The following is a 10,489-nucleotide window of genomic DNA, read 5'->3' on the forward strand; positions in this document are numbered from 1 at the left end:
CGGACTACGGCTTCGCCCTCACCCCGGGCCGGTTGGACTGGGACCGTTTCCGCGGCCTGCGCGATCGCTATATCGAAGGCATCCGCCAGCGCTACGCGCAGCGGCTGGGCGAGGTGGACGTGGCGTGGGTCGGTGCGGCAGGGCGACTGGTGGCGCGCGATACCGTGCTGGCCGGCGACATGCGGTACCGCGCGCCGCAGGTGGTCATCGCCACCGGAGCGCGGCCACGGCGCCTGCCGCTGCCCGGCTTCGAGCTCGGCATGGTCTCCGACGACGTGTTTTCGCTGAGCGCATTGCCGCGCTCGATCGGTATCGTGGGCGGGGGCTACGTCGCCGTCGAGTTCGCCTGCCTGCTGCGCGCGCTGGGCTGCGAAGTGGAGTTGCTGATCCGCAAGCAACTGCTGGACGGCTTCGACGCCGAACTCACCCTGGCGTTGGCAGCGCAGATGCGCGCGCAGGGCATCCGCATCACCGCCGAAAGCAACGTGACCGCTGCCCGCGGCGAGCCGGGCGCTTTGCTGCTCGATGACGCCCATGGCGGCGCGCACGGTCCGTTCGAGGCCGTGCTGTGGGCGGTCGGGCGGGTGCCCAACAGCGACGGGCTCGGGCTGGAAGCGCTCGGTGTGGCGCGCGATGCCAAGGGTTTCATCGAGGTCGATACGCACCAGAACACCAGCGTGCCGGGCATCACCGCGCTGGGCGATGTCACCGCCTGTCCGGCGCTCACGCCGGTAGCGGTCGCCGCCGGCTATGCCCTGATCGAGCGCCTGTTCGGCGGCCAGCCGCAGGCGCACTTCGATTACCAGGCGATCCCCACGGTAGTGTTTGCCGACCCGCCACTGGGCATGATCGGGTTGACCGAGGCGCAGGCGCGCGCGCGCCATGGCGATGCGGTGCAGGTCTACTGCAAGCGCTTCGTGCCGTTGCAGTTCGCGGTTGCCGGACACACCGCCCCGACCGTGATGAAGATCGTCTGCACCGGCGACGACGAGCGCGTGCTGGGCATGCATGCACTGGGCCCGGGCGTGGATGAAATGCTGCAGGGCTTTGCGGTGGCCATGCGCCAGGGCCTGACCCGGCGTGAGCTGCGAGAGGCCGTGGCGATCCACCCGACCTCGGGCGAGGAAATGCTGTTGATGCACTAGTCGCTACACTGCCGCGATGGACATCTTCCGCTTCGACCGGGGCAGCGCCCCGCTGCTGATCAGCCTGCCGCACGACGGCAGCCACATTCCCGACGAGATCGCCTCGCGCATGCATCCGCGCGCGCGGCGATCGCCGGACACCGACTGGCACGTCACCCGCCTGTACGCCCCGCTGGCGCAGGCGCTGGGCGCGAGCCTGCTGCGCCCGCTCGCCTCGCGCTACGTGGCCGATCTCAACCGGCCGGCCGATGGCCAGGCGTTGTACCCCGGGCGCAGGGAAACCGGATTGGTGTCGACCGTCGGCTTCGATGGCGAGCCGCTGTTTCTGGCGTCGGAGCATGAGCCGGACGCCGCCGAGATCCAGCGCCGCATCGAGGCGTACTGGCGGCCCTATCACCAGGCCTTGCAGCAGGAGCTGGCGCGGCTGCGCGCGTTGCATGGGCGGGTGGTGCTGTGGGAAGGCCACTCGATCCGCAGCCGCGTGCCGATGCTGTTCGACGGACGACTGCCGGATCTCAACCTCGGTACCGCCGACGGAACGAGCTGCTCGCCGTCGCTGCAGCAGCGGCTGGAGCACGTGCTGCGTGCGCAGGATCGTTTCGATTTCGCGGTAAACGGCCGCTTCAAGGGGGGCTATATCACCCGGCAGTATGGCCGTCCAAACCAAGGCGTCGACGCGGTGCAGCTGGAAATGACCCAGTGCAACTACATGGACGAGGACAGCTTCGCCTGGGACGAAGACAAGGCCGTCGTGCTGCGCGCCGCCATCGAGCCGCTGCTGCGCGCCTGCCTTGCCTGACGCAAGTTCCTTCGTCGGACGGAGGGCACGTCGCAAGTCAAGGGCCGGGCGCGATCGGCGTGCGTGGGAAGGCTGCGGGTGTTCAGTTGCCGTATCCGTCGGACGCCGCATCGTGCGCTCGCCGCGCCGCCCGCGATGCCGGGTTCCGGCCGGGTCCGCGGCTTTCCAGTTCCGAGGTTTTCGATATGCGTAAGCTCGTGATCGCTTCCCTGCTCGTGGCGGGTGTGGCCCTTTCCGGTGCAGTGCTGGCCCAGGATGCTGCCCCGAAGGCGGCGACCAAGACCGCGCAGGCCGCCGCTGCCCCGAAGAAGGCCACGGCCCACCACCATCATCACGCCCACAAGGCCATGAAGAAGACGGCGGAAAAGCCGGCCGCCGGCAAGTAAGCAGTCGGGTTGGGCATGGGCCCCGCCGGCGCCGCCGGCGGGGCTCCTTGTTTCAGCGCTCGGCGGGCAGCGCCGCGGTGCACTTCAGCTCGATCGCGATGGGGGTCGGCAGTGCGCTGATGCCCACCGTGGTGCGGCAGGCATCGACGCCGGCGAAGTACTCGGCATAGAGCTTGTTGTAGACCGCAAAATCGCGCGCCATGTCGGTCAGGAACACGGTCACGTCGACCAGGTCCTCCCAGCGTGCACCGCTGGCCTCCAGCACCGCGCGCACGTTGGCGAACACCTGCCGGCACTGCGCCTCGATGTCGTAGGCGGCGAGGCTGCCATCGTGCTCGTGGACGTTCCCCGGCACCCGGTTCGTGCCCGGCTCGCGCGGGCCGACACCGGAGAGGAACAGCAGATTGCCCACCCGCCGCGCATGCGGGTAGGCGCCCACCGGCGCCGGCGCCGTCGCGGTGCGGATGCCCTCGTTCATGCCTGGGCCTGCCAGCGCTCGGCGAGGCCGTCCAGCGCCTTGCGATAAGCCTCGCCCATGCCCTCGCGGCCGGTGACGACCAGGCCGAGATCGTGCATGTGGCCGTCGGTGAGGCCGTAGATCCAGGCGTGCACGGCCAGCTTCTGGCCACGCTCCCAGGCATCCTGCACGATGCTGGTACCGCACACGTTGAGTGCCTGCTCGATCGCATTGAGCTCGCACAGGCGTTCATGGCGGGCGGTGAAGGGAACCTGCGGCTGCAGCGAGGCGTCGTGCTTGAACGCGACGTCCTTGACATGGCGCAGCCAGTTGTCGATCAGGCCCATGCGGTCCTCGCGCAAGACGGCACCCACGCCGCCGCAGCCGTAGTGGCCGACCACCAGGATGTGTTCGACCTTGAGCACATCGACCGCGAACTGGATGGTGCTCAGCGCGTTGAGGTCGGTGTGCACCACCACGTTCGCCACGTTGCGGTGGACGAAGATCTCGCCCGGCGGCAGGTCGACGATCTGCGTGGCGGGCACGCGCGAGTCGGAGCAGCCGATCCACAGGTATTTCGGCGCCTGCTGCTCGGACAGCCGTTCGAAGAAGTGCGGGTCGGCGGCGGTGACGCTGGCGGCCCAACGGCGGTTGTTGGCAAGCAGGTCCTTCAAGGTGTGCGGCATGGGAATTCCAGGTCAGTAGCGGATACAGATGTTCTTCGGCTCGGTGAAGAAGGCCAGCGCCTCGGTGCCCCCCTCGCGGCCCAGGCCCGATTGCTTCACGCCGCCGAACGGCGTGCGCAGGTCGCGCAGCAGCCAGCAGTTGGTCCAGACGATGCCGAAGTCGAGCGCCGCCGCGACCCGGTGCGCGCGCGACAGGTCCTGCGTCCACACCGAGGCGGCCAGGCCGTAGCGGCTGTCGTTGGCCAGTGCGACGGCTTCGGCCTCGTCCTCGAACGGGATCAGGCCTACGACCGGGCCGAAGATCTCGGTCTGGTGGGTGGCCGAAGCGTTGGGCAGGCCCTCGAGCACGGTGGGCGCGACGAACCAGCCGTTGGCGCAGCGGCCGGACAGCCGCACGGCTTCGCCGCCGCACAGCACGGAGGCCCCCTCCGCGCGGGCCTGGGCAATGCAGCCGACCACCTTGTCGAAGTGCGCCCGGGACACCAGCGCGCCGAGGTTCGTGCCGGGCTCGGTTGGATCGCCCACGACCAGTTGCCGTACGCGCGCCAGGTAACGCTCGCGGAAACGCTCGTAGATCGAGCGCTGCACCAGCAGGCGCGAGCCGCACAGGCAGATCTCTCCCTGGTTGGCGAAGCCCGAGCGCACGATGGTGTCGAGGTTGGCCTCGGAGAGATCCGCATCGGCGAACACGATGGCGGGATTCTTGCCCCCCATCTCGAGCGAAACCTTCTTGAATCGCGCCGCCGCGGTCGCGGCGATGGCCGCACCCGTCGCGGTGCTGCCGGTGAAGGAGATCGCCTTGACGTCGGGGTGCTCGACCAGCGGCTGGCCCACGCTGGGGCCACGCCCCTGCACGATGTTGAGCACGCCTGGCGGAAAGCCGGCTTCGATGCTGAGCCCGGCTAGTCGTGCGGCGGTGCAGGGCGTTATCTCGGAAGGCTTGGCCACCACCGCGTTGCCGGCGGCGAGCGCCGGCGCGATCTTCCAGGTGAACAGGTACAGCGGCAGATTCCACGGACTGATGCAGCCGACCACGCCCAGCGGCTGGCGCAGGGTGTAGTTGATTGCGCCGGTGCCCGGCTGGCCCAGTGCCATGGCGTGCGACTGGCTGTCCCAGCCCTGGATCGCGGCGGCGAAGTAACGCAGGTTGCTGACCGCGCGCGGGATGTCGAGGCCGCGCGCCAGCGCGAGCGGCTTGCCGCTGTCGCTCGACTCGAGTGCGGCGAAGGCATCCAGGTCCTGTTCGATCAGGTCGGCGAGGCGATCGAGCAGTCGCGCGCGCTGCTCGACCGGCATGTGCGCCCAGGCCGGTGCAGCGCGGCTGGCGGCGGCCACGGCGTCCGCCACGTCGTCGGCGTCGGAGTCCGGGCAGTGGGCAAAAACCTCGCCGGTCGCCGGGTCGTGGACATCCAGCCAACGGTTTGCCCGCGGACCGGCGAGGCGGCCGTCGATCAGGTTGGCAAGGCGCAGGAAAGGCATCCGTGCAAGCTTACGACCTGGGGGTTGGGATTGCACCGGACGGCAGCGTATGCAGGGTCGGGACGTGGGCAGCCCCTGTTTCCCCCTGCCGGCGGGGAGCGGGACCGGTCCGCTCAGCTGAGCGCGCGGGTGCGTCCACCGTCGACGGCGATGCTGACGCCGTTGACATAGGCGGCCGCCGGCGTACACAGGAACGCGATCACGGCGGCGACCTCGGCCGGTTCCCCAAAACGCCTGGCCGGAATGGTCGCCATCAGGTCGCGGGCGATGTCGTTCTCGCTGCGCCCGCTGGTCTTCGCCTGCGTCCCGAGCAGGCTGTCCAGCCGGCCGGTACGGGTGTAGCCGGGCAGCACGTTGTTCACGGTGATGCCGTCGGCGGCCAGCTCGCCGGACAACGTCTTGGCCCAGGCAGCGACGGCGGCGCGCACGGTGTTGGAGACACCCAGGTTGGGGATCGGCTCTTTCACCGAGGTGGAGATGACATTGACGATGCGACCGAAGCCCGCCTCGCGCATGCCCGGCAACAGCGCCTGCACCATCGCCTGGCCGGCGATCAGGTGCTGGCGGAAGGCCGCCTCGAAGGCCGCCGGGTCGGCGGTGTGCGCCGGGCCGCCAGGCGGGCCGCCGGTATTGTTGACGAGGATGTGCACCGGGCCGGCCGCGGCCAGGTCGGTGACCACGCCCTGCAGGCGCGTGGTGTCGAGCATGTCGACCGCCTGCCAGCGATGGTCCTGGCCGTGCGGGCGTGGCAGTTGCGCCGCCAGTTCCTCGAGCGGGCCGGGCGAGCGCGAGAGCAGGGTGACGGTGGCACCCAGGTCCGCCAGTTCGATGGCGCTGGCCCGTCCGATGCCCTGCGATGCGCCGCAGACCAGTGCGTGGCGGCCCGTGAGATCCAGTTGCATCGAATGCCTCCTTGGGTTGGACGTGACACCGTGGCGCCACGCCGCCGTGGCTGCTCGATCCCCGGCCGCCTTCCGCGTTCCACCTCTACCCGGCGTTGCCCACCAAGGGCTGCCGAAGAGGCCGGATCACGTCAGCGCGCCTTCCACTGCAGGAACATGGCCGCGAACCAGCAGCCCCACGCCAGCCACGGGGTCACCCGCCAGAGTCCGAACCAGCGGGTGATCGCGTCGTCCCGAAGCAGCTCGGGCAGGCGCGGCTGCGAGGAGCGCAACACGTGCTGCATGCGCATCCAGGTGCGCATGCCGCTGGGCCGTCCCTGCTCGGGCTCGGCGATGATCTTCCATTGCTGCGGGTGACGCTCGCGTAGCAGCCGGGCGATCCGGTACTGCGCCAGGTAATAGAGCACGAAGCAGACGATGCCACCGGCCAGGAGCAGGAGATAAAGCGCGACGAGGGAGTTCACGATCCGCTCTTGCTCCAGTGCGTGGGCAGGGCGGTGCGCAACGTGTTGAGCAGGCCCTTGCCTTCGGGGGCCTTGTCGCAGATGCCGTTCTCCACTGCCTTGGCGTAGGTCTCGTTCATCATCCCGATCCAGATGGTGCCGTCAGGCCCGTGCTGGATGCGGAAGCTGCCGTTGGAGGTCATCTGCACCGGCGCCTCGGCCGAGAATGTGGCGGGCGACTGTTCCCAGTAGGTGTCGCCGGCCTGCTGGTCGGCCGAACTGTAGACCACCAGGTAGCGTGCCTTGTCGCTGGCCACCTTGAGCTGGCCGAACGCGCCGGTGGTCGCATTGCTCCAGCCCATGTACTCGCACAACCGTACGTCCTGCGAGTCGATCGGCTGGAACGCGGCGTCCAGCAGTACGGTGGTCGGCGCGAACAGGTAGCTCGAGTGCAGCCAGCGGCCGTTCAATTCCGACTTGAGCGCGACCCGGTAAGGCAGCTTGACGTCGGTGGGCAGGCGGAAGGCGAGGAAGTAGCTGCGCACGCCATTGAGGCTGGCCACCATGCTGCCAGGGCCGAGCTCGAACTTCTTCGGCCGCCAAGGCAGCGGGGTCAGGTAGGAGAAATCCGCGAAACTGCTGCAGCAGGGCGTGGCCTGCTGCAGCCGCAGCTTGGCCTGTTCGAGCGCATTGCCGGTATCGGTCGGCGGGCGCAGGTTGGGCGGAACCAGCACGTTGACGGCGTGGCATGCGCCAAGCAGCAGGGTGAGGGCGACCAGCAGGAGTGTCGGCGGGAGGCGGCGAAGCATGGCGATCAGAAGTCTGCGGATCCGGCGGCGCGCGGGTAGGGGATCGCGTCGCGGATGTTGGAGAGGCCGCACACATAGCACAGCAGGCGTTCGAAGCCCAAACCGAAGCCGGCGTGCGGGACGGTGCCGTAGCGGCGCAGGTCGCGGTACCAGCCGTAGGTGGTCAGGTCCAGGCCGAACTTGGTCATGCGGCGGTCGAGATAGTCCAGCCGTTCCTCGCGCTGGCTGCCGCCGATGATCTCGCCGATGCCCGGCGCCAGCACGTCCATTGCGGCGACGGTCTTCTCGTCGTCGTTCAGGCGCATGTAGAAGGCCTTGATGGCCTCGGGGTAGTTCATCACCACCACCGGGCGTCCCACGTGCTTCTCGGCGAGGTAGCGCTCGTGCTCGGTCTGCAGGTCCACGCCCCAGGCCACCGGGTATTCGAATTTCTGGCCGGAGTTCTTCAGGATCGCGATCGCGTCGGTGTAGTCGATGCGCTCGAACGGCTGGGCGATGAAGTTCTCCAGGCGAGTGACCGCCTCGGGCAGCACGCGCTCGGCGAAGAAGGCCATGTCGTCGGCGCGCTCCTCCAGCACGGCCTTGAAGATCGCCTTGAGGAAGCGCTCCGCGCAGTCCGCGTCGGCGGCCAGGTCGGCGAAGGCGATCTCCGGTTCGATCATCCAGAACTCGGCCAGGTGGCGCGGGGTGTTGGAGTTCTCCGCGCGGAAGGTCGGGCCGAAGGTGTAGACCTTGCTCATCGCCAGGCAGTAGGCCTCGACGTTGAGCTGGCCGGAGACGGTGAGAAAGGCCTCGCGGCCGAAGAAATCCTTGCGGAAGTCGACCTTGCCGTCGGGCGTGCGGGGCAGGTTGGCCAGGTCCAGCGTGGACAGCCGGAACATATCGCCGGCGCCCTCGGCGTCGGAGGTCGTGATGATCGGCGTGTTGACCCAGAAGAAGCCTTCGGCGGTCAGGTGGCGATGGATCGCCATCATCATCGTGTGGCGCACGCGCGTGACCGCACCGAACAGGTTGGTGCGCGGGCGCAGGTGCGCGACCTCACGCAGGAACTCCATCGAATGCTGCTTGGGCTGGATCGGGTAGGTCTCCGGGTCGTCCACGAGACCGGTGACGGTCACATCGCTGGCCTGGATCTCGAACGCCTGGCCCTTGCCCTGCGAGGGCACCAGCGTGCCGGTGACGATCACGCCGGCACCGGCGGTCAGGTGCCTGATCTCGCTCTCGTAGTTGGGCAGTGTGGCCGGCGCCACCGCCTGGATTGGGTCGAAGCAGGAGCCGTCGCTGACGTTGACGAAGGACAGGCCCGCCTTCGAGTCCCGCCGCGTGCGCACCCAGCCGCGCACGGTCACGGTGCTGCCGGCTTCGATGGCGCCGGAAAGGGCCTGCTTGACGCTGCACAACGTCGGGCTGGTAACCGCCATGGGATTGAAACTCCTGCGCACGCGCCGCATCTGGACGCTGTCGTGTTCGATTTCGCCGCGCCGGACTGGACGGCGCGTCGGGGCAAACCCACATGATAATGTAGGCCCGCGGCCTTCTTCACCTTCACGCCATGAGCATTTCGATCACTCCCCCCGCGCGCGAGCGCATTCACCAGTTCCTCGCCCAGACGCCCGAGGCGGTCGGCGTGCGTTTCGGCGTCAAGCGCACCGGCTGCTCGGGCTTCGCCTACGTGGTCGACCTGGCCGACGCGGCGCGCCCGGATGACCGGACCCTCGACGTGGACGGCATCCGTCTGATCGTGGACGCCAAGAGCCTGCCTATGGTCGACGGTACGGTGATCGATTTCCGCCGCCAGGGCCTCAATGCCGCGTTCGTGTTCCACAACCCCAATGCCACGGGGGAGTGCGGGTGCGGGGAGAGCTTTACGGTCGGGTGAAGCATCGGGACCGCCCTTGGGCGCGGCTCCGCGGCACGACGGCAGGGCCCCTGCCGACCTGACTTTACGCCGCGCACCGGGGCGCGATACACTTCCGCTTCTGTCCATGCCGCACAGGCGCGGGCGGGTACTTGCCTCACCGCATCCGGCGGGAGGCTGCGAGGCCCTTCGGGGCCGCATCCACAAGGAGCCAACACCAAAATGACCATGCGTCATTACGAAATCGTGTTCCTGGTCCACCCTGACCAGAGCGAGCAGGTCCCGGCCATGATCGACCGCTACAAGGCGCTGATCGAGGCCGACGGTGGCAAGGTCCACCGTCTGGAGGACTGGGGCCGTCGCCAGCTGGCCTACCCGATCGAGAACCTGGCCAAGGCGCACTACGTCCTGCTCAACATCGAAGTGGGCCAGAACGCGCTGAACGAGCTGGAGTCGGGCTTCCGCTTCAACGACGCGGTGCTGCGCCACCTGGTCATCAAGCGCGACGAGGCCGACACCGAGCCGTCCTTCATCCTGAAGTCGAAGGAAAAGGATGACGCCAAGTCCTCGCGCCGCCGCGACGACGATGGCGACGGTGACGACCGTCCGGCGCGCCGCGAGCGCGATGACCGCGACAACGATCGCGACAGCGACTGATCCAGGAGCACTGACCCATGTCCAAGTTCTTCCGCCGCCGCAAGTTCTGCCGCTTCACGGCCGAAAACGTGAAGGAGATCGACTACAAGGATCTCAACACGCTGCGCCAGTACATCACCGAGAACGGCAAGATCGTGCCCAGCCGCATCACCGGCACCAAGGCGCGCTACCAGCGTCAGCTGGCCACCGCGATCAAGCGCGCCCGCTTCCTGGCGCTGCTGCCGTACACCGACAACCACGACGTCTGAGCAACTGTCCTTCTCCCCACCGGGGAGGAGGCGCCCCGAGGGGGCGGATGAGGGGCCAAGGTTTTGCAGGGTTCTGATCAAAGCGTCGCTCTGATCGCTTTCCCTGCGAGCCCGCCCCTCACCCCGACCTTCTCCCTCGTCAGTGACGACGGCGAGGGGAGAGGAGCAAAGACGGCACTTCGGACAACCGTCCACGGCTGCGCCGGCCTGACCGGTGCTAACGAAAGGAAATACCCATGGAACTGATTCTTCTCGAGAAAGTCCGCGGCCTCGGCAATCTTGGCGACAAGGTCAAGGTCAAGCCCGGCTACGGTCGCAACTACCTCCTTCCGCAGGGCAAGGCCGTGCCGGTCAACGCCGCCAATCTCGAAGCCTTCGAGAAGCGCCGTGCCGAGTACGAGGCCAAGGCCAACGCGCTGCTGTCCGACGCCGAGTCCCGCAAGGCCAAGCTGGAAGGCGCCGAGGTGACCATCACCGCTCACGCCAGCCCGGAAGGCAAGCTGTACGGTTCGGTCGGCCCGCGCGAGATCGCCGAGGCGCTGGAAGCCACCGGCCACAAGGTCGGCAAGGGCGAAGTGATCCAGGGCGAAGGCCCGATCCGCAACACCGGCGAGTTCGAA

Annotated in this window: 14 protein-coding genes; 7 read left to right on the forward strand and 7 right to left on the reverse strand. The window is 68.4% G+C overall.

Annotated elements, in window-relative coordinates:
• From VFH59_RS14525 to VFH59_RS14535, 3 genes are all read left to right on the forward strand, one after another.
• Positions 1 to 1,145, forward strand: a 1,145-nt coding sequence (locus VFH59_RS14525) for an FAD-dependent oxidoreductase (protein ID WP_325165623.1), incomplete at its 5' end; no start/stop codon positions are given.
• A 16-nt stretch (positions 1,146 to 1,161) separates the two neighbouring features.
• Positions 1,162 to 1,944: an N-formylglutamate deformylase gene (gene hutG, locus VFH59_RS14530; RefSeq protein ID WP_325165624.1), complete on the forward strand. Its 783-nt coding sequence runs from the start codon at positions 1,162 to 1,164 to the stop codon at positions 1,942 to 1,944.
• Positions 1,945 to 2,129: 185 nt separating this feature from the next.
• On the forward strand, positions 2,130 to 2,330 hold the full coding sequence (locus VFH59_RS14535) for a hypothetical protein (protein WP_325165625.1): 201 nt from the start codon (positions 2,130 to 2,132) through the stop codon (positions 2,328 to 2,330).
• Positions 2,331 to 2,382: 52 nt separating this feature from the next.
• Here VFH59_RS14535 and VFH59_RS14540 read toward each other — a convergent pair whose 3' ends face one another.
• From VFH59_RS14540 to asnS, 7 genes are all read right to left on the reverse strand, one after another.
• Positions 2,383 to 2,808 carry a RidA family protein gene (locus VFH59_RS14540; protein ID WP_325165626.1) on the reverse strand — a complete coding sequence of 142 codons (426 nt, stop codon included), beginning with the start codon at positions 2,806 to 2,808 and terminating at the stop codon, positions 2,383 to 2,385.
• Positions 2,805 to 3,473 (reverse strand): carbonate dehydratase, encoded by a 669-nt coding sequence (can, locus tag VFH59_RS14545; protein WP_325165627.1) that lies wholly within the window; start codon positions 3,471 to 3,473, stop codon positions 2,805 to 2,807. Before can ends, VFH59_RS14540 begins: the two co-directional genes overlap by 4 nt.
• A gap of 12 nt (positions 3,474 to 3,485) precedes the next feature.
• The gene (locus VFH59_RS14550) at positions 3,486 to 4,952 is read right to left on the reverse strand and encodes an aldehyde dehydrogenase (RefSeq protein WP_325165628.1); all 1,467 of its coding nucleotides are present in this window, start codon (positions 4,950 to 4,952) and stop codon (positions 3,486 to 3,488) included.
• Positions 4,953 to 5,065: 113 nt separating this feature from the next.
• Positions 5,066 to 5,854: an SDR family oxidoreductase gene (locus tag VFH59_RS14555; protein ID WP_325165629.1), complete on the reverse strand. Its 789-nt coding sequence runs from the start codon at positions 5,852 to 5,854 to the stop codon at positions 5,066 to 5,068.
• A 131-nt stretch (positions 5,855 to 5,985) separates the two neighbouring features.
• Positions 5,986 to 6,318 carry a hypothetical protein gene (locus VFH59_RS14560; RefSeq protein WP_325165630.1) on the reverse strand — a complete coding sequence of 111 codons (333 nt, stop codon included), beginning with the start codon at positions 6,316 to 6,318 and terminating at the stop codon, positions 5,986 to 5,988.
• Positions 6,315 to 7,106 carry a MalM family protein gene (locus tag VFH59_RS14565; RefSeq protein ID WP_325165631.1) on the reverse strand — a complete coding sequence of 264 codons (792 nt, stop codon included), beginning with the start codon at positions 7,104 to 7,106 and terminating at the stop codon, positions 6,315 to 6,317. Before VFH59_RS14565 ends, VFH59_RS14560 begins: the two co-directional genes overlap by 4 nt.
• 5 nt (positions 7,107 to 7,111) lie before the next feature.
• The gene (gene asnS, locus VFH59_RS14570) at positions 7,112 to 8,527 is read right to left on the reverse strand and encodes an asparagine--tRNA ligase (protein ID WP_325165632.1); all 1,416 of its coding nucleotides are present in this window, start codon (positions 8,525 to 8,527) and stop codon (positions 7,112 to 7,114) included.
• Positions 8,528 to 8,658: 131 nt separating this feature from the next.
• On the opposite strand from asnS, the gene VFH59_RS14575 reads away from it, so the two are divergent.
• The 4 genes from VFH59_RS14575 to rplI all read left to right on the forward strand — a co-directional run.
• Positions 8,659 to 8,985 carry an iron-sulfur cluster assembly accessory protein gene (locus VFH59_RS14575; RefSeq protein ID WP_325165633.1) on the forward strand — a complete coding sequence of 109 codons (327 nt, stop codon included), beginning with the start codon at positions 8,659 to 8,661 and terminating at the stop codon, positions 8,983 to 8,985.
• Between the two features lie 201 nt (positions 8,986 to 9,186).
• Positions 9,187 to 9,621, forward strand: a complete 435-nt coding sequence (gene rpsF, locus VFH59_RS14580) for a 30S ribosomal protein S6 (protein WP_325165634.1) — start codon at positions 9,187 to 9,189, stop codon at positions 9,619 to 9,621.
• A 17-nt stretch (positions 9,622 to 9,638) separates the two neighbouring features.
• Positions 9,639 to 9,869, forward strand: coding sequence for a 30S ribosomal protein S18 (gene rpsR / locus VFH59_RS14585; protein ID WP_074552179.1), 231 nt, complete (start codon positions 9,639 to 9,641; stop codon positions 9,867 to 9,869).
• 236 nt (positions 9,870 to 10,105) lie between these two features.
• Positions 10,106 to 10,489 (forward strand): 50S ribosomal protein L9 (rplI, locus tag VFH59_RS14590; protein ID WP_325165635.1); only part of this gene is annotated, 384 nt, incomplete at its 3' end.

This window comes from Frateuria sp., from assembly GCF_035695185.1.
Classification (GTDB): Bacteria; Pseudomonadota; Gammaproteobacteria; order Xanthomonadales; family Rhodanobacteraceae; genus Frateuria_A.

What these genes read in the sequence shown, in the direction of transcription:
- hutG (WP_325165624.1), top strand. Translation starts at nt 1,162, where the DNA reads ATGGACATCTTCCGCTTCGACCGGGGCAGCGCCCCGCTGCTGATCAGC.
- VFH59_RS14535 (WP_325165625.1), top strand. Translation starts at nt 2,130, where the DNA reads ATGCGTAAGCTCGTGATCGCTTCCCTGCTCGTGGCGGGTGTGGCCCTT.
- VFH59_RS14540 (WP_325165626.1), bottom strand. Translation starts at nt 2,808, where the DNA reads ATGAACGAGGGCATCCGCACCGCGACGGCGCCGGCGCCGGTGGGCGCC.
- can (WP_325165627.1), bottom strand. Translation starts at nt 3,473, where the DNA reads ATGCCGCACACCTTGAAGGACCTGCTTGCCAACAACCGCCGTTGGGCC.
- VFH59_RS14550 (WP_325165628.1), bottom strand. Translation starts at nt 4,952, where the DNA reads ATGCCTTTCCTGCGCCTTGCCAACCTGATCGACGGCCGCCTCGCCGGT.
- VFH59_RS14555 (WP_325165629.1), bottom strand. Translation starts at nt 5,854, where the DNA reads ATGCAACTGGATCTCACGGGCCGCCACGCACTGGTCTGCGGCGCATCG.
- VFH59_RS14565 (WP_325165631.1), bottom strand. Translation starts at nt 7,106, where the DNA reads ATGCTTCGCCGCCTCCCGCCGACACTCCTGCTGGTCGCCCTCACCCTG.
- asnS (WP_325165632.1), bottom strand. Translation starts at nt 8,527, where the DNA reads ATGGCGGTTACCAGCCCGACGTTGTGCAGCGTCAAGCAGGCCCTTTCC.
- VFH59_RS14575 (WP_325165633.1), top strand. Translation starts at nt 8,659, where the DNA reads ATGAGCATTTCGATCACTCCCCCCGCGCGCGAGCGCATTCACCAGTTC.
- rpsF (WP_325165634.1), top strand. Translation starts at nt 9,187, where the DNA reads ATGACCATGCGTCATTACGAAATCGTGTTCCTGGTCCACCCTGACCAG.
- rpsR (WP_074552179.1), top strand. Translation starts at nt 9,639, where the DNA reads ATGTCCAAGTTCTTCCGCCGCCGCAAGTTCTGCCGCTTCACGGCCGAA.